Source organism: Mycobacterium hainanense, assembly GCF_041890355.1.
GTDB lineage: Bacteria > Actinomycetota > Actinomycetes > Mycobacteriales > Mycobacteriaceae > Mycobacterium > Mycobacterium hainanense.
Genome location: NZ_CP169059.1, coordinates 602,350 through 623,667, shown reverse-complemented (window position 1 = coordinate 623,667; position 21,318 = coordinate 602,350). Strand labels below are relative to the sequence as shown.

23 protein-coding genes are annotated in these 21,318 nt (G+C 68.6%); 6 read left to right on the top strand and 17 right to left on the bottom strand.

Features of this window, described 5'->3' with window-relative positions:
* Nucleotides 1–8: 8 nt before the first annotated feature.
* From ispF to carD, 3 genes are read right to left on the bottom strand one after another with little or no spacing between them, the layout of a single operon-like run.
* Nucleotides 9–488 (bottom strand): 2-C-methyl-D-erythritol 2,4-cyclodiphosphate synthase, encoded by a 480-nt coding sequence (gene ispF, locus ACEL92_RS02880; protein WP_374024153.1) that lies wholly within the window; start codon nucleotides 486–488, stop codon nucleotides 9–11.
* A complete protein-coding gene (ispD, locus tag ACEL92_RS02875; protein WP_374024152.1) occupies nucleotides 485–1,171 on the bottom strand; it encodes a 2-C-methyl-D-erythritol 4-phosphate cytidylyltransferase in 687 nt (228 codons plus the stop codon). The genes ispF and ispD overlap by 4 nt, the downstream gene beginning before the upstream one ends.
* A gap of 16 nt (nucleotides 1,172–1,187) precedes the next feature.
* The gene (carD, locus tag ACEL92_RS02870) at nucleotides 1,188–1,676 is read right to left on the bottom strand and encodes an RNA polymerase-binding transcription factor CarD (protein ID WP_003419482.1); all 489 of its coding nucleotides are present in this window, start codon (nucleotides 1,674–1,676) and stop codon (nucleotides 1,188–1,190) included.
* A 297-nt stretch (nucleotides 1,677–1,973) separates the two neighbouring features.
* Here carD and ACEL92_RS02865 point away from each other — a divergent pair, with 297 nt between their 5' ends.
* The 3 genes from ACEL92_RS02865 to disA are packed head-to-tail and all read left to right on the top strand — an operon-like array spanning nucleotide 1,974 to nucleotide 5,100.
* Nucleotides 1,974–2,540 carry a hypothetical protein gene (locus ACEL92_RS02865; protein ID WP_374024151.1) on the top strand — a complete coding sequence of 189 codons (567 nt, stop codon included), beginning with the start codon at nucleotides 1,974–1,976 and terminating at the stop codon, nucleotides 2,538–2,540.
* A 59-nt stretch (nucleotides 2,541–2,599) separates the two neighbouring features.
* Nucleotides 2,600–4,030 (top strand): DNA repair protein RadA, encoded by a 1,431-nt coding sequence (radA, locus tag ACEL92_RS02860; protein WP_374024150.1) that lies wholly within the window; start codon nucleotides 2,600–2,602, stop codon nucleotides 4,028–4,030.
* Nucleotides 4,027–5,100 (top strand): DNA integrity scanning diadenylate cyclase DisA, encoded by a 1,074-nt coding sequence (gene disA, locus ACEL92_RS02855; RefSeq protein WP_007166542.1) that lies wholly within the window; start codon nucleotides 4,027–4,029, stop codon nucleotides 5,098–5,100. The genes radA and disA overlap by 4 nt, the downstream gene beginning before the upstream one ends.
* Here disA and ACEL92_RS02850 read toward each other — a convergent pair.
* Nucleotides 5,097–5,900, bottom strand: a complete 804-nt coding sequence (locus ACEL92_RS02850) for a hypothetical protein (protein WP_374024149.1) — start codon at nucleotides 5,898–5,900, stop codon at nucleotides 5,097–5,099. The genes disA and ACEL92_RS02850 overlap by 4 nt on opposite strands.
* A gap of 100 nt (nucleotides 5,901–6,000) precedes the next feature.
* Entirely contained in the window at nucleotides 6,001–6,630 is a 630-nt protein-coding gene (locus ACEL92_RS02845) for a carbonic anhydrase (RefSeq protein WP_374024148.1), read from the bottom strand.
* A gap of 30 nt (nucleotides 6,631–6,660) precedes the next feature.
* On the opposite strand from ACEL92_RS02845, the gene ACEL92_RS02840 reads away from it, so the two are divergent.
* On the top strand, nucleotides 6,661–7,545 hold the full coding sequence (locus ACEL92_RS02840) for an A/G-specific adenine glycosylase (protein ID WP_374024147.1): 885 nt from the start codon (nucleotides 6,661–6,663) through the stop codon (nucleotides 7,543–7,545).
* Here the strand turns inward: ACEL92_RS02840 and ACEL92_RS02835 are convergent.
* Nucleotides 7,528–8,283, bottom strand: coding sequence for an alpha/beta fold hydrolase (locus ACEL92_RS02835; RefSeq protein WP_374024146.1), 756 nt, complete (start codon nucleotides 8,281–8,283; stop codon nucleotides 7,528–7,530). The two genes, ACEL92_RS02840 and ACEL92_RS02835, sit on opposite strands and share 18 nt — an antisense overlap.
* Nucleotides 8,284–8,346: 63 nt before the next feature.
* Between ACEL92_RS02835 and mhuD the strand changes: the two genes are divergently transcribed.
* Complete coding sequence (mhuD, locus tag ACEL92_RS02830) at nucleotides 8,347–8,667, top strand: mycobilin-forming heme oxygenase MhuD (protein WP_067282414.1); 321 nt, start codon at nucleotides 8,347–8,349, stop codon at nucleotides 8,665–8,667.
* A complete protein-coding gene (locus tag ACEL92_RS02825) occupies nucleotides 8,642–10,006 on the top strand; it encodes a serine hydrolase (protein WP_374024145.1) in 1,365 nt (454 codons plus the stop codon). Before mhuD ends, ACEL92_RS02825 begins: the two co-directional genes overlap by 26 nt.
* 95 nt (nucleotides 10,007–10,101) lie before the next feature.
* Here ACEL92_RS02825 and ACEL92_RS02820 read toward each other — a convergent pair whose 3' ends face one another.
* The 11 genes from ACEL92_RS02820 to ACEL92_RS02770 all read right to left on the bottom strand — a co-directional run bounded on the left by ACEL92_RS02820 (nucleotide 10,102) and on the right by ACEL92_RS02770 (nucleotide 21,297).
* Nucleotides 10,102–11,346, bottom strand: coding sequence for an HNH endonuclease signature motif containing protein (locus ACEL92_RS02820; RefSeq protein ID WP_374024144.1), 1,245 nt, complete (start codon nucleotides 11,344–11,346; stop codon nucleotides 10,102–10,104).
* 74 nt (nucleotides 11,347–11,420) lie between these two features.
* Entirely contained in the window at nucleotides 11,421–11,951 is a 531-nt protein-coding gene (locus ACEL92_RS02815) for a histidine phosphatase family protein (protein WP_374024143.1), read from the bottom strand.
* The gene (locus ACEL92_RS02810) at nucleotides 11,948–12,724 is read right to left on the bottom strand and encodes a CbtA family protein (protein ID WP_374024142.1); all 777 of its coding nucleotides are present in this window, start codon (nucleotides 12,722–12,724) and stop codon (nucleotides 11,948–11,950) included. The genes ACEL92_RS02815 and ACEL92_RS02810 overlap by 4 nt, the downstream gene beginning before the upstream one ends.
* A gap of 4 nt (nucleotides 12,725–12,728) precedes the next feature.
* Nucleotides 12,729–12,938, bottom strand: a complete 210-nt coding sequence (locus tag ACEL92_RS02805; RefSeq protein ID WP_374024141.1) for a CbtB-domain containing protein — start codon at nucleotides 12,936–12,938, stop codon at nucleotides 12,729–12,731.
* Nucleotides 12,939–13,285: 347 nt separating this feature from the next.
* Nucleotides 13,286–15,820: an ATP-dependent protease ATP-binding subunit ClpC gene (gene clpC1 / locus ACEL92_RS02800; RefSeq protein WP_374024140.1), complete on the bottom strand. Its 2,535-nt coding sequence runs from the start codon at nucleotides 15,818–15,820 to the stop codon at nucleotides 13,286–13,288.
* Between the two features lie 318 nt (nucleotides 15,821–16,138).
* Nucleotides 16,139–16,477 (bottom strand): histone-like nucleoid-structuring protein Lsr2, encoded by a 339-nt coding sequence (gene lsr2, locus ACEL92_RS02795; protein WP_003875617.1) that lies wholly within the window; start codon nucleotides 16,475–16,477, stop codon nucleotides 16,139–16,141.
* 124 nt (nucleotides 16,478–16,601) lie between these two features.
* The gene (lysS, locus tag ACEL92_RS02790; protein ID WP_374024139.1) at nucleotides 16,602–18,113 is read right to left on the bottom strand and encodes a lysine--tRNA ligase; all 1,512 of its coding nucleotides are present in this window, start codon (nucleotides 18,111–18,113) and stop codon (nucleotides 16,602–16,604) included.
* A gap of 100 nt (nucleotides 18,114–18,213) precedes the next feature.
* Nucleotides 18,214–19,029, bottom strand: coding sequence for a type III pantothenate kinase (locus ACEL92_RS02785; RefSeq protein WP_374024138.1), 816 nt, complete (start codon nucleotides 19,027–19,029; stop codon nucleotides 18,214–18,216).
* A gap of 2 nt (nucleotides 19,030–19,031) precedes the next feature.
* Nucleotides 19,032–19,451 carry an aspartate 1-decarboxylase gene (gene panD / locus ACEL92_RS02780; RefSeq protein WP_374024137.1) on the bottom strand — a complete coding sequence of 140 codons (420 nt, stop codon included), beginning with the start codon at nucleotides 19,449–19,451 and terminating at the stop codon, nucleotides 19,032–19,034.
* Nucleotides 19,451–20,389: a pantoate--beta-alanine ligase gene (gene panC / locus ACEL92_RS02775; RefSeq protein WP_374024136.1), complete on the bottom strand. Its 939-nt coding sequence runs from the start codon at nucleotides 20,387–20,389 to the stop codon at nucleotides 19,451–19,453. Before panC ends, panD begins: the two co-directional genes overlap by 1 nt.
* A complete protein-coding gene (locus tag ACEL92_RS02770) occupies nucleotides 20,386–21,297 on the bottom strand; it encodes a Rossmann-like and DUF2520 domain-containing protein (RefSeq protein ID WP_374026058.1) in 912 nt (303 codons plus the stop codon). The genes panC and ACEL92_RS02770 overlap by 4 nt, the downstream gene beginning before the upstream one ends.
* Between the last annotated feature and the right edge of the window lie 21 nt (nucleotides 21,298–21,318).

The following is a 21,318-nucleotide window of genomic DNA, read 5'->3' as shown; positions in this document are numbered from 1 at the left end:
TGCGCGCCTTACCCGACGGGGACGACCAATGCGGTGGCGATGGCGGCGCGGCCCTCACCGCGACCGGTCAGGCCAAGCCCGTCGGTCGTCGTCGCCGACACCGCGACCGGCGCCGCCAGCAGCTCCGAGAGCACGCGCTGCGCCTCGGCGCGCCGCGGGCCGACCCTCGGCTGGTTACCGACCAGCTGAACGGCGGCGTTTCCGACGCGGAAGCCGTCCCGCGATACCAGCTCCATCACGTGGCGCAGCATGTCGGCGCCGCTAACGCCTTCCCAGCGCGGGTCGTCGACCCCGAAGACGGCGCCGATGTCGCCCAGCCCGGCCGCTGACAGCAGCGCGTCACACAGCGCGTGCGCCCCGACGTCGCCGTCGGAGTGGCCGGCGCAGCCGTCGGCGTCGGGGAAGTGCAGGCCCACCAGCCAGCAGGGCCGCCCCGGCTCGATCGGGTGCACATCGACGCCGAGGCCGACGCGAGGCATACCGTTCACGGGCCCACGATCGCTTCGGCGAGCAACAGGTCGAGCGCAGTGGTGATCTTGAACGCCAGCGGGTCACCCTCGACGACCTGGACCTGGCCTCCGACTTGCTCGACGAGCGACGCGTCGTCGGTGAACGCAGCCGTGCCGGCGCGCTGATACGCGCGCAGCAGCAGGTCCCGGGCGAAGCCCTGCGGTGTCTGCACGGCGCGCAGGCCGGCCCGCTCGGGCGTGCCCAGGACCACACCGTTGGCGTCCACGGCCTTGACGGTGTCATGCAGCGGCAGCGCGGGCACGACGGCGGTGTGCCCGGCCCGCAGGGCGTCCACCACGCGCACGACCAGCGCGGGGGGCGTCAGGGCGCGGGCGGCATCGTGCACCAGGACGAATTCGGGGTCACCGGCGACGGCCGCCAACGCCAGCCTCACCGACGTCGTGCGGTCGGCGCCGCCGGCGACGACGGTCGCCCGTTCACCCAGGGATCGCTTGGCTTCGTCGACGAGGGCGGCCGGGACGGCGACCACTACGTGATCGACGACCTCGGCCGCGAGCAGACCGCCGACCGCGCGGTCCAGCAGGGTGCGCCCGTCGACCTCGCAGAAAGCTTTCGGAATGCCGGCGCCCAGTCGTTCTCCCGACCCTGCGGCCGGAACCACTGCTACGACCGTGCCCGAGGAGACCGTCCCCGTGACCACCGAAGCGTCAGGGCCTTCAGGAAGCGGCGGCCAGAACCTCGTCCAAGATGGTTTCCGCTTTGGCGTCGTCGGTGCTCTCGGCGAGGGCCAACTCACCGACCAGAATCTGGCGGGCCTTGGCCAGCATGCGCTTCTCGCCGGCGGACAGGCCGCGTTCCTGGTCGCGACGCCACAGGTCGCGCACCACCTCGGCCACCTTGTTGACGTCACCGGAGGCCAGCTTCTCGAGGTTGGCCTTGTAGCGGCGCGACCAGTTCGTGGGCTCTTCGGTGTGGGGAGCGCGCAGAACCTGGAAGACCTTGTCGAGGCCTTCCTGGCCCACGACGTCGCGGACGCCCACGTATTCGGCGTTCTCGGCAGGCACTCGAACTGTCAGGTCTCCCTGCGCCACCTTCAAGACGAGATATTCCTTTTGTTCCCCTTTAATGGTGCGGGTTTCAATCGCCTCGACTAACGCAGCACCGTGATGCGGGTAAACAACGGTGTCGCCGACCTTGAAGATCATCTGATTCGAGCCCCTTTCGTTACTTCATCCTAACACGGCCGCCCAATCGCGCGCGGAGCAACGATGCAGGTCAGGGGCACAACACGCGCAGATTAGGGGTTGACAGGGGGAGCAGAACGTGCAGTGATGCACATTACCCCCGCCTTGTTTCGCCCCCGAAAGCGGCCCCTGAGCGCCCTGACGGAGCCCCGGATATGGCCGCTCTGGCTGGTCCTAAGCCCCGCGCTACCGCGCGCGAACCCTTCCTACTACTGTGCATAGTTGCATCCGTCGAACCGGCCCAGCAGGAGGCATTGAGTGAACCGCTTCGAGATCGGCCTCCCCCTCCGCGCGCCGGCGTTCACCGTCCGGGCCGCGTTCGTCGGCCTCATCGCGATGGTCGCGATGCTCCTCAGCGGCTGCGGGGCCGGGCAGGTTTCGCAGATGGCCGTCCAGGAGCCCGCGATCAACGGCAACAAGGTGACCGTCAACAACGTGGCGCTGCGCGACATCCGCATCCAGGCGTCGCAGACCGGCGCCTTCGTGCAGCCCGGGCAGGCGGTGGACCTGGTGCTGGTGGCCATCAACCAGTCGCCGGACGTGCCGGACAGGTTGGTCAGCATCACCAGCGACGTCGGCTCGGTGACCCTGAGCGGCGACGGTCGGCTGCCCGCGGGCGGCATGTTGTTGATCGGCACGCCCGAGGGCCAGAAGGTGGCGCCCGGCCCGATGGGCTCCAGCAATGCGGCCAAGGCGACCGTGACGCTGGCCAAGCCGATCAGCAACGGGCTGCTGTACAACTTCACGTTCAACTTCGAGAAGGCCGGTCAGGCCACCGTCCTGGTGCCCGTTTCGGCCGGGCTGTCCCCGGCGCAGCCAAGCTAGGCGGGGCCAACCGCCTGTCGTCGCCGGGATTTGTCGTACCGGCTCGATACCGTCATGGCGTGGCAAATCCGCGCTCCCAATACCGCTGCTCCGAATGCCAGCACGTCACCGCCAAATGGGTGGGCCGGTGCATGGAGTGCGGCACCTGGGGCGCGGTCGACGAGGTGCCGGTGCTGAGCGCGGTCGGCGGCCGTCGCCCGATCGGCGCGGCCGGTTCGGCTTCACGGCCGGTGCCGATCACTTCCGTCGAGCCCAACGCCAGCCGGCACCGCGCGACCGGGATCGGCGAACTCGATCGAGTGCTCGGGGGCGGCGTGGTGCCCGGTTCGGTCACGCTGCTGGCGGGGGACCCGGGCGTCGGCAAGTCGACGCTGCTGCTCAAGGTGGCTCATCGCTGGGCGCTTTCCGGCCGGCGCGCGCTGTACATCTCCGGCGAGGAGTCGGCGGGGCAGATCCGGCTGCGTGCTGACCGGACCGGCTGCAGCGCCGACGAGGTCTACCTGGCCGCCGAGTCCGACGTGCACACAGTGCTGGACCACATCGCGACGGTGCAGCCCGCGCTGGTGATCGTCGACTCCGTGCAAACCATGTCCACGACCGAGGCCGACGGCGTCGCCGGCGGCGTCACGCAGGTGCGCGCCGTCACCGCCGCCTTGACCGCGGCCGCGAAGGCCAACGGCGTCGCGCTGATCCTGGTCGGCCACGTCACCAAGGACGGGGCTATCGCGGGACCGCGCTCGCTGGAACACCTGGTCGACGTGGTGCTGCATTTCGAGGGCGACCGCAACGGATCGCTGCGGATGGTTCGGGGCGTCAAGAACCGATTCGGCGGGGCCGACGAGGTCGGCTGTTTCCTGTTGCATGACAGCGGGATCGAGGACGTGTCCGATCCGTCGAACCTCTTCCTGGATCAACGGCCGGCGCCGGTCGCCGGGACCGCGATCACCGTGACGCTGGACGGCAAGCGACCGCTCATCGGGGAGGTGCAGGCGCTGCTCGCGACGCCGGGGGGCGGGTCGCCGCGCCGTGCCGTCAGCGGGATCGACCACTCTCGGGCCGCGATGATCAGTGCGGTGCTGGAAAAGCACGGCAGGCTGGCCGTCGGCGTCAACGACATCTACCTGTCCACCGTGGGGGGCATGCGGTTGACCGATCCCTCCTCGGATCTGGCCGTCGCGATGGCGCTGGCGTCGGCCTACGCCGACCTGCCGCTGCCGACGACCGCAGTGATGATCGGCGAGGTGGGGCTGGCGGGCGACCTGCGGCGGGTCGGCGGCATGGAACGGCGGCTGAGCGAGGCCGCGCGGCAGGGATTCAGCATCGCGCTCATCCCCGACGGCGACGACCCGCGCCGCGAGATCGTGCCGAGCGGGATGCGGGCGCTGCGCGCGCCGACCATCGCCGCGGCGCTGCAACACATGAAAGCCATCGCCGGGCCGCGCACTGGCTGGACGCAAAACGCCCTGGGGCCGCACAATGACACGCTGTGACTCGTCCGACACTGCGTGAGACCGTCGCCCGCCTGGCGCCGGGCACCGGGCTGCGCGACGGCCTGGAGCGCATCCTGCGCGGCCGCACCGGTGCGCTGATCGTCCTGGGCAACGACGAGAACGTCGAGGCCATCTGCGACGGCGGCTTCGCCCTCGACGTTCGGTACGCGCCGACCCGGCTGCGGGAGCTGGCGAAGATGGACGGCGCCGTGGTGCTGTCCACCGACGGCAGCCGCATCGTTCGGGCCAACGTGCAGTTGGTGCCGGATCCGTCGATACCCACCGACGAGTCGGGGACGCGGCACCGGTCGGCGGAGCGGGCGGCGATTCAGACCGGTTACCCGGTGATCTCGGTCAGCCATTCGATGAACATCGTGACCGTTTATGTGGGCGGTGAACGCCACGTGGTGGCCGATTCCGCGACCATCCTCTCGCGGGCCAACCAGGCGATCGCGACCCTGGAGCGGTACAAGACCAGGCTCGACGAGGTCAGCAGGCAGCTGTCGCTGGCCGAGATTGAGGATTTCGTCACGCTGCGCGACGTGATGACCGTGGTGCAGCGGCTGGAGCTGGTGCGGCGGATCGGCCTGGTGATCGACGACGACGTCGTCGAGCTCGGCACCGACGGGCGCCAGCTGCGACTGCAGCTGGACGAGCTGCTGGGCGGCAACGACATCGCGCGGGAATTGACCGTGCGCGACTACCACGCCAGCCCTGAGCCGCTGTCCAAGGCGCAGATGACGGCGACCCTGGACGAGTTGGACGCCCTTTCGGACACCGAGCTGCTCGAACTCACGGCGCTGGCAAAGGTTTTCGGCTACCCGACCACGGCCGAGGCGCAGGACTCCGCGGTCAGCCCGCGCGGCTACCGGGCGCTGGCCAGCATCCCGCGACTACAGTTCGCCCACTCCGACCTGCTGGTCCGCTCATTCGGGACGCTGCAGGGCCTGCTGGCGGCCAGCGCCGGCGACCTGCAGTCGGTGGAGGGCATCGGCGCGATGTGGGCCCGTCACGTGCGGGAGGGTCTGTCGCAGCTCGCGGAGTCGACTATCGCCGACCCGTTGAGTTAGCCCGCGGGAACCGGGGCCGGTGGCGCCTCGGGCGGCGGCGCCGCCGCGGGCTGACCCGGCCCGGGGACCGGGCCCGGCGGCGGGGGCGGCTGGTTCATGATGAACGGGACCGGCTGGGAACGCAGGTTGCCAAGCTGCACGACAAGGTTGTAGGTGCCCGGCCCGATCGCCGGCCGCGGCAGCGGGCAGTGCGGCGCCGACCCCATGCCCGTCCACGTCACCGCCGTCGTCACCTGCTCGCCCGGCGTGAAGGTCTTGATCAGCGTCTCGTTGGAGGGCGCGCAGTCGAGGTTCGACCACAGCCGCTTGTTGTCCAGCGAGTACACGTAGGCCGCCAGCACCGCGGCGCCGACGTCACGCTTACAAGACACCAAGCCGATGTTGGTAACGACCATGGTGAACTTCGGCTGGTCGCCGATGAAGTATTGCGGCGCATTGGTCAGGCCCTTGACGGCCAGCGTCGAATCCGGGCAGTCGTCGCCCTCTTTCAGCACCGGCGGTGGCTGCACCGCCGCGGTCGGGGTGGGCATCTCCGGGTTCTGCCCCTGTTGCGGCACCGGGGCGGGCTGCTCGCCGGGCGCGGCCGGCGGAGGCGCCTGGGGCGCGGCCGATCCCGGCTTGCTCTGAGCGGAATTGGGCTTGTCGGCACTGGCGGGCTTGGCACCCGAGCTGTGTCCCATGAAGGCGATGACGGCGGCGACCACGATCCCTACGACGACGACCGCGACGCCCACGGCCAGGCCACGGCGCCGCCAATAGATCTCGGTGGGTAGCGGGCCACGCGGTTCCAGATCCAGCACGTTTGCAGCGTAGGCCCAGGTCACGTCGAGTTGCCTGACCCGCCCCGGCGTGTCGCGGGTTTGCTGGCTGACGGCCGTGTTAGTGACGGCCGCGTCGGACCTAGAGGTCCCGCTCTTCGCCGATGTCGCCGCGCTGGTCTGTCAACTCCGCCCGGCCGTCGCCGAGGTGATAGGTGACGCCCGCGATTCCCAGTTTCCCCGCGGCCAGCGCCTCGGCGATCACCGTGGACCGCGCCGCGAGCTGGGCGACGGTCTCCTGCACGTGGCGCTTCTCGAACTCGGCGATGCCGCTGAGGCCGTCGCGACGTCCGACCAGGATCGACGGGGCCACCCGCTCCACCACATCGCGGATGAAACCCCCGGGTACCGAACCGTCGTCGACCGCGCCCACGGCGGCTTTGACGGCTCCGCAGCTCTCGTGGCCGACGACGACGAGCAGCGGCACGTTGAGCACCGCCACGGCGTACTCGAGCGAGCCGATCACCGCCGAGTCGATGGCCTGCCCGGCGGTGCGAACCACGAACACGTCGCCCAGACCCTGATCGAAGAGCAGCTCGGTGGCGACCCTGCTGTCCGAACAAGCGAAGATCGCCGCGATCGGCTGCTGGCCGCCGGTCAGGCTTTCGCGCCGCTCGACGCTTTGGTGGGGACGCTCGGGCTTGCCGGCAACGAATCGCTCGTTACCCTCTTTGAGTGTTTTCCAGGCTGTCGCCGGAGTGGTGTTGGGCATGGCAGACATTCTGCTGTCCCCCGGTCGCCCATGACTAGCCCGCCCCGAATCGCGGCGGGTGAACTTCTGGGGTGGTACGAACGGTGCCGCCGCGACCTGCCGTGGCGTGAACCGGGCGTCAGCGCCTGGCAAATCCTGGTCAGCGAGTTCATGCTGCAGCAAACGCCGGTGTCGCGGGTGCTGCCGATCTGGTCGGATTGGGTGCGGCGCTGGCCCACCCCCTCGGCGACCGCCGCGGCCAGCGCCGCCGACGTGCTTCGCGCGTGGGGCAAGCTGGGCTATCCCCGGCGGGCCAAGCGTCTGCACGAGTGCGCGACCGTCATCGCCCGCGACTACGGCGACGTGGTGCCCGCGGATGTTGAGACCCTGCTGACGTTGCCGGGCATCGGCAGCTACACCGCCCGCGCCGTCGCGTGTTTCGCATACCGGCAGTCGGTCCCGGTGGTGGACACCAACGTGCGGCGGGTGGTGGCCCGCGTGGTGCACGGGCTGGCCGATGCCGGCTCGCCGTCTGCGGTGCGGGACATGGCCGACGTCGCTGCACTCCTGCCGGAAAACGGAACGGCCCCTTTGTTTTCCGTCGCCCTGATGGAGTTGGGGGCGACGGTGTGCACCGCGCGGGCACCGCGATGCGGGCTGTGCCCGCTCGACCGGTGCTCGTGGCGCGACGCCGGCCATCCGCCGGCGCAGGGCCCGGCCCGGCGCGCGCAAACCTACGCGGGCACCGATCGGCAGGTCCGTGGCCGACTGCTGGATGTGTTGCGCGCCAGCGACTCCCCGGTCACCCGGGCGGAGCTGGACGTGGCGTGGCTGACCGACACTGCCCAGCGCGACCGGGCACTGTTCTCGTTGCTGGCCGACGGCTTGGTTGCCCAGACGTCCGACGGCCGGTTCGCCCTATCCGGCGAGGAATGATTCGACGGCGTCGCGATAGACCTGCGGCGCTTCGTCGTGAACCAGATGACCTGCCGCCGGTACATGCAGATAACTTGCCGCAGAGCCTGTTTGGGCCATCTCGCGCATCTGCCCCGGCGGGGTGACAGAGTTACCGGCCTCGATGAGCAGCGCTGGGGCGCGCACCGCCCGCCATTGCTTCCAGTAGTCGCGGGTGCCCCATTCGGCGGCGATCTCGATCCACCGCGCGGTGTGCCCATGCAGGCGCCAACCCGTGGCGGTGCGGTCGAAGGCCTCCAGAAAATATTGCCCTGCAACAGGGCCGAACTCGTCGAATACCCGCTGCGCGGAATCGAATTCGACCGGCAGGGCGTGCAACCACGGCTCCCACGGGCCGGTGGTGCGCCCGCGGAAGTCCGGCGCCATGTCCTCGATCACCAGCGCGGAGACCAGCTCGGGACGCTGCGCGGCCAGACACCACGAGTGCAGGGCGCCCATCGAATGCCCGACCAGTGTGACCGGCGTCCCCAGCGCGCTCACCGCGTCGGCCAGGTCCGACACGAACCGTTCCGTGCTGATGGGGTGCGGGTCGTCGACGCCGCGGCCCCGATGCCACAACGCGTCGTAGGTGTACACCGCACCCAGCCCGATCAGCCACGGCAGCTGCCGCGACCACGTGGTGCCACGCCCCATCAGGCCGTGCACCAGCACCAACGGCTCGCCCTGCCCCCCGCGGCAAGTCAGCAGATCACCGGCCATGTCACCATCCTGCGTGTCCCGCCCTGCAGTTGGACAGGTCGGGCGAAGGGGTAGCCTAGCGGCATGTCGCCAGTGGTGAAGATCAACGCAATCGAAGTACCCGCCGACGCCGGCCCCGAGCTGGAGAAGCGGTTCGCCCACCGGGCGCACGCGGTCGACAACCAGCCCGGCTTTCTCGGGTTTCAGCTGCTGCGCCCGATCAAGGGCGAGAACCGCTATTTCGTCGTCACGCAGTGGGAGTCCGAAGAGGCGTTTCAGGCGTGGGCGCAAGGGCCCGCCATCCAGGCGCACGCGGGCGAGCGGGCCAACCCGGTGGCGACCGGGGCGTCGCTGCTGGAATTCGAGGTTGTGATGGACGTTGCCGGCAACAAGCAGGGTGGCTAGCGGGTTCTCGGCCCGACGCCGCGCGGTGGCGTTGAGTGCCGCCGCCGCACTGGTAGTCACGTTCGCGCCCGGTTGTTCGACCTCCCCCTCACCGCAGGCGAACGCGGCCAATCCCGGACGGCAGATCGACGTCCGGACGCCGCCCGGGATCCGGGCTCAGCAGACGCTGGACATGCTCAATTCCGACTGGCCCATCGGCCCGGTCGGCGTCGGCACGCTGGCCGCGCCCGACATGGTCAAGTCGGTGCAAACCACGATGGAGGGCCTGTGGTGGGACCGCCCGTTCGCCCTCGACGGCGTGGATCTGCGGGCCAGCGTCGCCACCTTGCACCTGACGTCCTCCTACGGTGCGCGCCAAGACATCCGGATCCACACCGACGACGGCGGATGGGTAGATCGGTTCGACCTCGAGACGCAGACGCCGAAGATCGATTCGTGGCATGACATCGATGCGGTGTTGAGCAACACCGGGGCCCGCTATTCCTATCAGGTCGCCAAGGTCGACAACGGGCGCTGCGACCCCGTGGCAGCTACCAATGCCGCCGAATCCTTGCCGCTGGCTTCGATTTTCAAGTTGTACGTGCTGCACGCGCTCGCGGGCGCAATCAAGGACGGAACGGTGTCCTGGGACGATCAGCTGACCGTCACCGACAAGAGCCGCGCGGTGGGTTCGTCCGGTTTGGCCTTGCCCGCCGGGGCGCAGGTTTCGGTCCGAACGGCCGCCGAGAAGATGATCGCGACCAGTGACAACATGGCCACCGACCTGCTGATCGGAAAGTTGGGCACCCACGCGATCGAACAGGCGCTCGTCACGGCGGGCCACCACGATCCGGCCAGCATGACGCCGTTCCCGACAATGTACGAGCTGTTCTCGGTCGGATGGGGCAAGCCGGACCTGCGCACCCAATGGCAACACGGGTCTCCGGAAGTCCGCGCCCAGCTGCTTGCCCAGGCGAATGCGACTCCCTACGAACCGGATCCGACCCGTGCCCACACGCCGGCGTCGTCCTACGGTGCGGAGTGGTATGGCAACGCGGAGGACATCTGCCGCATCCATGCCGCCCTGCAGGCCGACGCCGTTGGCGCGGCCGCACCCGTCAGGCAGATCCTCTCCGCGGTGTCAGGCATCCAGTTGGACCGCAACGTTTGGCCCTACATCGGCGCGAAAGCCGGTGGCCTGCCCGGTGATCTGACCTTCAGCTGGTACGCCGTCGACAAGACGCAGCAGCCGTACGTGGTCAGCTTTCAGCTCAACTGGCCACGCGACCACGGGCCCAACGTGACCGGGTGGATGTTGCAGGTGGCCAAGCAGGCGTTCGCGCTGATCGCACCGCGCTGATCGTCACCCTCCATAAGTGGGCTACCGGGACGCCATCCTCGACGTCGAAGTGCGACCGGGCGCTGTGGCCGATAGCGGCCGGCCCGGTGGGCGAACTAGTTCGTGGACGGTGGTGGTTGGGGTTGGAAGGGGTCGTACCACCACCAGTCGGCGCGTTCGCCGAGGGGTCCCGGGCACGGGGGGACGGTGGGCGGCGGTTGGGTGGGTGGGCGCGCCAGCGATCCCGCGCTCAGTGTGCGGCCGGCGCTGTCGGTGACGGTCAGGGCGTCGGCGGGCCCGGTGATGGTGATGCCGCCGGAGTGGTGCAGCCGGTGGTGATACGGGCAGACCAGCACGAGGTTGGCCAACTCGGTGGCACCGCCGTCTTCCCAGTGTCGGATGTGGTGGGCGTGCAGACCGCGGGTGGCACCACAGCCGGGCACCGCGCACGTGTGGTCGCGGTGTTCGAGTGCGCGGCGCAGGCGTCGGCCGATCAGGCGGGTGGTTCGGCCGGCGCCAATAGGCTGGCCGTCGCGGTGGAACCACACCTCACAGGTGGCATCGCAGGTCAGGTAGCGGCGTTCGGCGTCGGTCAGCAGCGGACCCAGGTGCAGCGCGGCCGTGCGCTGGGCGACATCGAGATGCACCACCACGGTGGTGTGCTGTCCGTGCGGGCGGCGGGCCGCCTCGGCGTCCCAGCCGGTCTCGACCAGGCGCAGGAAGGCCTCGAGGGTGCCCGGCAGCGGCGGCGCGCTGGCTGACCCACCGTCGGCGCGGTCATGTTTCCACTCGGCGATCAGCGCGTCCCGATGAGACCCTAAGGCGGCATCGAATTTGGCGGCGTCTAAGTGGGAAAGCGCGATCCGCCAATAGGTGAAGTCCTCATCACAGGTCTTGGTGATCGAGGGGTGCGGCTGCGGCCGGGACTGGGGTTCAGGTCGCGGTTCCAACTTGACCGCGGTGCGCAGCTGATTGACCGTGGCCACCTGCGCCAACTGCGCATAGTGCGCGTCAGAGCCCTCACCGGCACGTGCGGCGATGATACCGACCTGATCCAGCGACAGCCGCCCCTCCCGCATCCCTTGGGCACAGCGCGGGAACTCCTCGACCCGGCGCGCAACGGTGGCAATCGTGTGCGCGGTGGTCGACGACAAACCCAGCTTCCAGGCCACCAACGCCGCGACCGAGCGCGCGCCGGTCATGCCGCACAGCTCATCACGCTCGATCTCGGCGACCAGGTCCACGATGCGCCCATCAATGGCATTGCGCTGACCGGCCAACTCCGCCAACTCCTCAAACACCACCTCCAAACGCTCTTTGGGGCTCACCGCCACAGAGCCAAAAGATGCTGCCGAAGACATGACCCCATCATCGCAGCGCGGTACGACAAGTCTCGAAAGCACGATCCGCGTCCGGCAGTTCGACGCGGAGAATCTCAGAGCCGCAGCGTCCAACGGCCGTCGCGCAGGTGCATGACGGTATGACTGACCGGCGCAATGTCGATGCGCCAGAACGATTCCGGCGGTGCCGCCAGGGCGAGCAGGATCGCCGCCCGGATGACGGCGGGATGCGTCACCGCCACGGTCGGCCGGTTCACCGACCGCAGCCATCGCGCCACCCGTTCGATCAGGGCGACGATCGACTCACCCCCGTGGGGCGCCCTGGCAGGATCGGTCAGCCACGCCTCGAGGTCCCGCGGGTCGATCGTCTCCACCGCTTGCCCGCGCCATGTTCCGCAATCGATGTCGGCCAGCCTCGGCTCGACGCTGGCCGCCAGGCCGAGCAGATCCGCGGTTTCACATGCGCGCCGCTCGGGTGCGGTGAGGTGCTTATTGCGTTTGAAGCCAACCTTTTCCACCTGCCCACGTCCGACGTCGCTGAGCGGTTCGTCGAGCGGAAATCGCGCGCAAGCCATGGCGTCGGTCATCGCGTGCGACACCATCGTCAGCCGCAGGACAGCGGTCACGCGCTGATGCTCGGCGCGCGCTCCTCGAGCAACCGCCCCGCGAGCGTCGCGAACAGCACGCCGATGGTCGCCCACAGCACCAACTGCGCGGCCAACGACAGCAGCCTGAAGTCGTAGAGGACGTCGGCCGGAAAGCCCGGATAGATGATCACGCCCGACGCGTCACGCAGCGGCCCGGGGGTCTCGTCCACGTCCGGCAGCAACACCGCCAGCACCGCGACCGCCGCGACGTAGCCGCCCGCGGCGAGCAGCCGCCCGTTCCACGCACCGAGGCGGGCCGTCAGCGACCGCGCCAGCCACCCGGCCGCGATGGTCAGCACCACCGAGGCCAGCACCATGACCAGGTACCAGCCGGTACGCACCCCGATCGTGTCCGCCTGCCCCACCGCCGGTGGGTTCGGCGGATATTTCACGAACGGCACCAGGTACAGCGCGACGAAGGCCCCCGCAGCCAAGATCAGCGAAAGCGCGCGCGGCCCAACGCTTGTCACACGCGCGGCGACTACACAGAACAGCACGCTGAACAGTGCGCCCATCGCGACACCGAAAATGAGCAAACCGAACCCCAACCCGGCGTTTGACTGCACCCCGCGGCTGAACAGCTCGGCGCCGTGCTCGTGCACACCATGGGCGTTCTCCGCGTCGGTCCGGCCCTCCTCGAAGGCGATCGCGCGGCCGATCACCGGCTCCGCGCACAGGCGGGCGAAGGCGAACGCCAGCACCGCGCCGATTGCACCGGCCAGCAAGCCGCGTCCGATCAGACGCCTCTCCACGCGATCAGTGGCAGGGGAAGCCGAGCAGGTGCCGTGCGTCGTGCACGAACTCGTGCACGTGCGAGTCGCTGCCGAACAGCGACACCGCGCCCTGGTCCACGCCGACGAAGTACAGCGCCAACAGAGCCAAGAAGGCGGTCGCCGCCAACCAGATCGCGGCGCTGGTCGCCGACAGATCTACCGCTCGGGTGCGGGTCGTCTCAACGTTCGGCACGATCGACTCCTTCCGGGGATATCCGCGTCCCCGCTGGTGACGACGGGCCTTGGGTCTGACTTTCGACAGTGGCGCGACCGTTCTGGAATTACACCAGATTCCGTTGCCCGTCAGGACGAGTCTCAGTGTAAACCGGCGGTCAATGCTGCGGCGGCGGGGAGCCGTCGCGGCCCTCCGCCAAGATCTCGGTCATGCCTGCCGGCTCGCCGCCGAACATCGCCTCGAACCCGGCGTTGGATCTTCCACTCGGGCAGGTCGTCGGTGGTGACGATCAGCACGGGCGAACCCCTCACATGCGAAACGGGCGGTTAATCCCGTCAGGGATTAACCGCCCGTCTGCTCTCGTGCTAGGGCGTGTCCGGCGCCGCGTGCGCTCCGGCCTTCGCCAGGTCCGGTTCGGCCGGCGGCTTGCGGGTCCCGGTGAAGGTGAACACCGCGTCCTCGCCGGCACTCTCGCCGTCCCAGTTGTCGACGTCGACCGTGACGACCTGTCCAGGACCGACCTCTTCGAAGAGGATCTTCTCGGACAGCTGGTCCTCGATCTCGCGCTGGATGGTGCGCCGCAACGGGCGAGCACCCAGCACCGGGTCGAAGCCCCGCTTGGCCAGCAAGGCCTTGGCCTTGTCGGTCAGCTCCAGAGCCATGTCCTTGGCCTTCAGCTGGCCGGCGACCCGGCCGATCATGAGGTCGACCATCCGGATGATCTCGTCCTTGGTCAGCTGGTGGAAGACGATGATGTCGTCGATGCGGTTGAGGAACTCCGGGCGGAAGTGCTTCTTCAGCTCGTCGTTGACCTTCTGCTTCATCCGCTCGTAGTTGTTCTCACCGCCACCCTGGGTGAAGCCCAGGCCGACCGGCTTGCTGATGTCGGACGTACCGAGGTTCGAGGTGAAGATCAGCACGGTGTTCTTGAAGTCGACCGTGCGGCCCTGACCGTCGGTGAGCCGGCCGTCCTCGAGGACCTGCAACAGGCTGTTGTAGATCTCTTGGTGCGCCTTCTCGATCTCGTCGAACAACACCACGGAGAATGGCTTGCGTCGCACCTTCTCGGTGAGCTGGCCACCCTCTTCGTAGCCGACGTATCCCGGCGGGGCTCCGAACAGCCGCGACGCGGTGAACCGGTCGTGGAACTCGCCCATGTCGATCTGGATGAGCGCGTCGTCGTCGCCGAACAGGAAGTTGGCCAGCGCCTTGGACAGCTCGGTCTTACCGACACCGGATGGGCCGGCGAAGATGAACGAACCCGACGGGCGCTTGGGGTCCTTCAACCCGGCGCGCGTGCGGCGGATCGCCTTGCTGACGGCCTTGACGGCGTCCTCCTGGCCGATGATCCGCTTGTGCAGCTCGTCCTCCATGCGCAGCAGGCGGGTGGTTTCGGCCTCGGTGAGCTTGAACACCGGGATGCCGGTCCAGTTGCCCAGCACCTCGGCGATCTGCTCGTCGTCGACCTCGGCGACCACGTCGAGATCGCCCGAGCGCCATTGCTTTTCCCGCTCGGCCCGCTGAGCGACCAGTTGCTTCTCCCGGTCGCGCAGGCTGGCCGCCTTCTCGAAGTCCTGGGCGTCGATCGCCGATTCCTTCTCCCGCCGCGCGTCGGCGATCTTCTCGTCGAACTCGCGCAGGTCTGGCGGCGCGGTCATCCGGCGGATCCGCATCCGCGCGCCCGCCTCGTCGATCAGGTCGATCGCCTTGTCCGGCAGGAACCGGTCGTTGATGTAACGGTCGGCCAGAGTCGCGGCGGCCACCAGCGCGGAGTCGGTGATCGACACCCGGTGGTGCGCCTCGTAACGGTCGCGCAGCCCCTTGAGGATCTCGATGGTGTGTTCCACCGTCGGCTCCCCCACCTGCACCGGCTGGAAGCGGCGCTCCAGCGCGGCGTCCTTCTCGATGTACTTGCGGTACTCGTCGAGCGTGGTGGCGCCGATGGTCTGCAACTCACCGCGGGCCAGCTTGGGCTTCAGGATCGACGCGGCGTCGATCGCGCCCTCGGCCGCGCCGGCACCCACCAGGGTGTGCAGCTCGTCGATGAACAGGATGATGTCGCCGCGGGTGTTGATCTCCTTGAGCACCTTCTTCAGGCGTTCTTCGAAGTCACCGCGGTAGCGCGAGCCCGCCACCAAGGAACCCAGGTCCAGGGTGTAGAGCTGCTTGTCCTTCAGCGTCTCGGGAACCTGGCCGTGCACGATGGCCTGGGCCAGGCCCTCGACGACGGCCGTCTTGCCGACACCCGGCTCGCCGATCAGCACCGGGTTGTTCTTGGTGCGCCGGCTCAGCACCTGCATGACGCGCTCGATTTCCTTCTCGCGGCCGATGACCGGGTCGAGCTTGCCCTCCATCGCGGCGGCCGTCAGGTTGCGCCCGAACTGGTCGAGCACCAACGAGGTCGACGGGCTGCCGGACTCGCCGCCGCGGCCACCGGTCCCGGCCTCCGCGGCCTCCTTGCCCTGGTAGCCGCTCAGCAGCTGGATGACCTGCTGGCGCACCCGCGTCAGCTCGGCGCCCAGCTTCACCAACACCTGGGCGGCGACGCCCTCACCCTCGCGGATGAGTCCGAGCAGGATGTGCTCGGTACCGATGTAGTTGTGGCCGAGCTGCAGCGCCTCGCGCAGGCTCAGCTCGAGAACCTTCTTCGCGCGCGGGGTGAACGGGATGTGCCCCGACGGCGCCTGCTGGCCCTGGCCGATGATCTCCTCGACCTGGCTGCGAACGCCCTCCAGCGAGATCCCCAGCGACTCCAGCGACTTCGCGGCGACGCCCTCGCCCTCGTGAATCAGACCCAACAGGATGTGCTCGGTGCCGATGTAGTTGTGGTTGAGCATCCGGGCCTCTTCCTGCGCCAGGACGACGACCCTGCGGGCACGGTCGGTAAATCGTTCAAACATCGCCTGCTACCTGCTCTCCCTCACCATCGGTACTTGGCCTCTGTATGGCCCACCGGTCCCCGTTGGGGCCGGAATCTCATACCTGCCATCCACTGTAATGGTCGGCCTGCCAGGGGGCATAACCTTGTGGTTCCTTGCGGTTCAAGACCCGCGGGCCCATATCGGGCGATTTCCCCTGTCATCACAGTGCCGTAACCGAACCAACGTGGCCGGGTGCCGATTCGTTTCCTTAATCCTTGGCCGATTCTTTCGCCGCCAGCGAAATGACAAACCGGCGCCCCGGGCCGCTGCTGGCCCGGGGCGCCGGTCGGAAGTTCGTCAGGTCGCCGCGTGGAAAGCGTCGATGACGTCAGCCGGGATGCGGCCGCGGGTCGAGACGTTGTGGCCGTTGCGGCGGGCCCATTCGCGGATCGCCGCGCTCTGCTCGCGATCGATCGCGCCGCGGCCGCGACCGGAGCCGGACCGCCCACGCCGCCGACCGCCGACGCGGCGACCGGCTTCCACCCACTGCTTCAGGTCGTTGCGGAGTTTTGCGGCATTCTTGGATGAAAGGTCAATCTCATAGGTCACTCCGTCAAGGCCGAATTCGACCGTTTCGTCGGCTGCGCCGGCACCGTCGAAATCATCGACCAAGGTGACGGTCACTTTTTTCGCCATTAGCTTATCCTCGCATTTCGTCCTGAGCAGTTGCTGAGCAGTTTGGGCGAGCCTCCCCGGGCCACCAATCTGCCATAACAAGGCAGCATACTCAATCTGGCCGCAAGGCGCACAGTTGCGTTTTTCAAGTGGAGTGCGGCCGAACAATCGGGAACAAAACTGTCTCGCGAATTGACAGTCCAGTCAAAGTCATCAACAACCGATCGATACCCATTCCCGTTCCGGTGCACGGCGGCATCGCATACTCGAGGGCGGCAAGAAAGTCTTCGTCGAGCACCATGGCCTCGTCGTCGCCCGCCGCCGCCGCGCGGGCTTGGGCGGCGAATCTTTCCCGCTGAACGATGGGGTCGTTCAACTCGGAATACCCGGTGGCCAATTCCACCCCTCGCACGTAGAGGTCCCACTTCTCGGTCACTCCCGGGATGCTGCGGTGCTGACGCGTCAAAGGCGTTGTCTCCACTGGAAAGTCCCGCACGAAGGTGGGCGCCGTCAGCGTGTTTCCGACCGTGTGCTCCCACAGTTCCTCGACGAGCTTGCCGTGCCCGTAGCCGCGGTCGCGTGGAATCTCGACCTTCAGCCGATCCGCGATGGCCCACAGCCGCTCCACCGGCGTCTCGGGGGTGATCTCCTCGCCGAGCGCCGCGGACAGCGACGGGTACATTTGAATCGACGCCCATTCTCCGTCTATGTCGTAGACACTGCCGTCGGGCAGCGGTAGTTGTCTGGTTCCGATCGCCTCATCAGCGACCTCTTGAATAAGCTCACGCGTCACGACTGCCGAATCGTCATAGGTTCCGTAGGCCTGGTAGGTCTCGAGCATGGAAAATTCCGGAGAATGCGTCGAATCCGCGCCTTCGTTTCGGAACACTCGATTTACTTCGAAGACCTTGTCGAAACCACCGACGATGCAGCGCTTGAGGAACAGTTCCGGCGCGATCCGCAGGTACAGATCGATGTCCAGCGCATTGGAATGCGTCACGAACGGCCGCGCCGCCGCCCCGCCCGCCAGCGTCTGCAACATAGGCGTTTCGACTTCGAGAAACCCGCGGCGTTCGAGCGAGTTGCGGATCGCGCGGACCACGGCGATTCGTTGCCGCGCCACCGTGCGGGCCTGGGGGCGGACGATCAGGTCGACGTAGCGCTGCCGCACCCGCGCCTCTTCGCTCATCTCCTTGTGGGCCACGGGCAGCGGCCGCAGCGACTTTGCCGCCATCCGCCAGGAATCGGCGAGCACGGACAATTCGCCGCGCCGTGAGCTGATCACGTTGCCGTGCACGTAGACGATGTCGCCGAGGTCGACGTCGGCCTTCCACGCGTCCAGCGATTCGGCGCCCACCTTGTCGAGGCTGAGCATCACCTGGAGCGTGGTGCCGTCACCCTCCTGGAGTGTCGCGAAGCACAATTTCCCCGAGTTGCGCGCGAAGATCACCCGGCCGGCGACGCCGACGACGTCGTCGGTCGCGGTGTCGACCGGCAGGTCGGGGTGGTCCGCGCGCACCTGCGCGAGGGTGTGGGTGCGTTCGATGGCGACCGGATAGGGATCATGGCCCTCGGCCAACAAGCGAGCGCGCTTGTCCCGGCGGATCCGGAACTGCTCGGGCAGGTCTGCGGCTGCATCCTCGCTGGCGTCACTCACGACGTGCCAGCTTAAATGACCTGGTATGGCCGGCGGTCATGGCATCAGCGTGCGCTCAGGGCTTTGCGCGAGGGCGCACAGTCGACGCGGGTTTTACGTGTCAGCGCGCGGTCTTCAACCGGCCGCGCTGGGCGTCCCGGTTGCGTTCGAAGACCAGCCGCAGGCCGTGCAGGGTCAGATGCTGGTCGTAATGGCTGGGGGTGTGCAGTTCGGGCAGCAGCAGCGGTGCCGTATGCCCGGTCGCCACCACCGCCACGTCGTCGCCGGCAAAGCCCTCGACGTCCTCGCGGATCCGTCCGACCAGGCCGTCGACCAGCCCGGCGAAGCCGAAGACCGCTCCGGACTGCATGCATTCGACGGTGTTCTTGCCGACCACCGAACGGGGGCGGGACAGCTCCACCCGGCGCAGCGCGGCGGAGCGGGCCGCGGCCGCATCCGAGGAAACCTGCACGCCGGGCGCGATCGCGCCGCCGAGGAATTCGCCCTTGGCCGAGACGACGTCCACACAGATCGAGGAACCGAAGTCGATGACGATCGCCGCGCTTTGGAACCGGTGAAAGGCCGCCAGGCAGTTGACGATTCGGTCGGCGCCCACTTCTTTCGGGTTGTCGACCAGCAGCGGGATGCCGGTGCGCACGCCAGGCTCGATCAGCACGTGCGGCACCGACGGCCAGTACTGGTCCAGCATGATCCGCACCTCGTGCAGCACCGACGGGACGGTGGACAGCGCGGCCGCGCCGGTGAGCTGCTCCGAGTCGTCTCCGATCAGACCGTCGATGGTCAGGGCCAGCTCGTCCGCAGTGATCTCGGACTCGGTCCGAATCCGCCACTGCTGCACGACCTTTGCGTGCTCTTTGGATCCGGAGATCAGCCCCACGACGGTGTGGGTGTTACGAACGTCGATCGCCAGGAGCACGACTACCGCACAGTGATTCGGGGGTCGAGGAGCTCGGCGGCGTCCGCGGGAACGAATGCCGGATCGTGGCCCAGGTCGATCGGCTTGTTGTCGGCATCGACGAACACGATCCGCGGCTGGTAGGACCGCGCCTCGGCGTCTTCCATCGTCCCGTACGCGATCAGGATCACCAGATCACCCGGGTGCACGAGATGGGCAGCCGCGCCGTTGATCCCGATCACTCCACTGCCGCGCTCGCCGGTGATCGCGTAGGTGACCAGGCGGGCGCCGTTGTCGATGTCCACGATGGTCACCTGCTCGCCCTCCAGCAGGTCAGCGGCTTCCATCAGATCGGCGTCGATGGTCACCGAGCCGACGTAGTGCAGATCGGCCTGCGTCACGGTGGCGCGGTGGATCTTCGACTTGAGCATGGTCCGTAACATCAATTCCTCCAAGATGATTCACGGGGGTCCCGATTTCCGTCCGGCCCCACGGGTGCCGGCGAAGTTTCGATCTCGATCGCGATGTTGTCCAGCAGCCGGGTGCTGCCCAGCCGGACGGCCACGAGCAGCCGGCCGGACCGGTTGGCCCGCAACGGCCCCAGCTCCGGATCGCGCAACTCGAGGTAGTCGACCGTGAGCTCGGGCACCGCCTCGAGCACCGCGCGCGCCGCGTCCAGCGCGGCCTGCGGCCCGGCATCCGCGGCGTGCGCTCCCGCCGTCAACGCCGCCGACACCGCCACGGCCACCTCGCGTTGCGCCGGATCGAGGTAGCGGTTGCGCGACGACATGGCCAGGCCGTCCGCCTCGCGGATAGTGGGCACGCCCACCACGGTGACGTCGATGTTCAGGTCGGCGACCATCTGCCGGATAAGCACCAGCTGCTGATAGTCCTTCTCGCCGAAGAACACCCGGTCCGGGCGCACGATCTGCAGCAGCTTGCACACGACAGTCAGCACGCCGGCGAAGTGGGTCGGTCGCTGGCCGCCCTCAAGGTCGGCGGCCAGCGGACCTGGCTGCACGGTGGTGCGCAGGCCGTCGGGGTACATCTCCGCGGCCGTCGGCGCGAACACGATTTCCACGCCCTCGCCACGCAGCAGCGCCACGTCGTCGTCGAGGGTCCGGGGGTAGGCGTCAAGGTCTTCCCCGGCGCCGAACTGGAGGGGGTTGACGAAGATCGACACCGCGACCACCGACCCGGGCACCCGCTTGGCGGCGCGCACCAGGGCGAGGTGGCCGTCGTGCAGCGCGCCCATGGTGGGCACCAGCATGACGCGGCGGCCGGTATGGCGCAGCGCGCGGGAGACGTCCGCGACGTCGCGCCGCCGCGAGTAGAGGTTGAGTTCGCCGGCCTTGAAGGCGGGTGGTTTGCCCGGTCTCATCGCGCCAGCACCTGCAGGACGTCGGCGGGAGCATGGGCGCGGCGGGCGGTTCGCAGGGCGTTCACCCGGTACGCCTGCGCCAGCTCGGGGTCGACCCCATTCAGCGCCGCCAGGTGCCCGGCGACCGCGGCCGCGTCACCGCGGGCCACCGGGCCGGTGAGCGCCGCCTGCCCGCGTTGCAGGGTGTTCTCCAGCGCCGCCCGCGCCAGCGGCCCGACGATGCGTTCGGCGATGCCGCCCGGCTGGTCGTCGACGGACTGTTGCCCGAGCAGTTCGCTGCCGCTCAGCGCGGCCCGCAGCGCCTCCAGCGCGTCGGCGAGCACCGTCACCAGATGGTTGCTCGCGTGCGCCAGCGCGGCGTGGTAGAGCACCCGCATTTCCTCAGGCACGGAGAACGGCTCGCCGCCCATCTCGAGGACGAGCGACTGCCCGATCGCGTACCCCACCTCGTCGGCGGCGGTGATGCCGAAGCAGGTGTCCGGCAGCCGGTTGATGTCCTCATCGGAGCCGGTGAATGTCATCGCCGGGTGAATCGCCAGCGGGATGCAGCCGTCCTGGGTCAGCGGCGCGAGAATGCCGACCCCGTTGGCGCCGGAGGTGTGGGCGACGATCGTGCCCGGCCGCACCGACGACGTCGCGGCCAAGCCGGACACCAGGCCGGCCAGCTCGCTGTCGGGAACGGCCAGCAACAGCAGCTCGGCGGCGGCGGCCACGTCCGGCGGCGGCACCACCGGGGTGTCGGGCAGCCGACGCTGCGCCCGCTGGCGCGACGCGTGGGAGATGGCGCTGCACGCGACCACGACGTGGTCGGCGCGCTCCAGCACGACACCGAGCGCGGTGCCCACCCGGCCGGCCGAAATGACTCCGACCTTGAGCCTGGCCGGGCGCAAACCGTCGAACTGCACCATCGCAGACGACCTCACAGATTT

Bases quoted from the DNA above. Each gene is read 5' to 3' on its own strand.
- carD (WP_003419482.1), bottom strand. From the start codon at position 1,676: ATGATCTTCAAGGTCGGCGACACCGTTGTTTACCCGCATCACGGTGCT.
- ACEL92_RS02845 (WP_374024148.1), bottom strand. From the start codon at position 6,630: ATGCCCAACACCACTCCGGCGACAGCCTGGAAAACACTCAAAGAGGGT.
- ACEL92_RS02840 (WP_374024147.1), top strand. From the start codon at position 6,661: ATGACTAGCCCGCCCCGAATCGCGGCGGGTGAACTTCTGGGGTGGTAC.
- ACEL92_RS02835 (WP_374024146.1), bottom strand. From the start codon at position 8,283: ATGGCCGGTGATCTGCTGACTTGCCGCGGGGGGCAGGGCGAGCCGTTG.
- mhuD (WP_067282414.1), top strand. From the start codon at position 8,347: ATGTCGCCAGTGGTGAAGATCAACGCAATCGAAGTACCCGCCGACGCC.
- ACEL92_RS02820 (WP_374024144.1), bottom strand. From the start codon at position 11,346: ATGTCTTCGGCAGCATCTTTTGGCTCTGTGGCGGTGAGCCCCAAAGAG.
- clpC1 (WP_374024140.1), bottom strand. From the start codon at position 15,820: ATGTTTGAACGATTTACCGACCGTGCCCGCAGGGTCGTCGTCCTGGCG.
- lsr2 (WP_003875617.1), bottom strand. From the start codon at position 16,477: ATGGCGAAAAAAGTGACCGTCACCTTGGTCGATGATTTCGACGGTGCC.
- panD (WP_374024137.1), bottom strand. From the start codon at position 19,451: ATGTTACGGACCATGCTCAAGTCGAAGATCCACCGCGCCACCGTGACG.
- panC (WP_374024136.1), bottom strand. From the start codon at position 20,389: ATGAGACCGGGCAAACCACCCGCCTTCAAGGCCGGCGAACTCAACCTC.
- ACEL92_RS02770 (WP_374026058.1), bottom strand. From the start codon at position 21,297: ATGGTGCAGTTCGACGGTTTGCGCCCGGCCAGGCTCAAGGTCGGAGTC.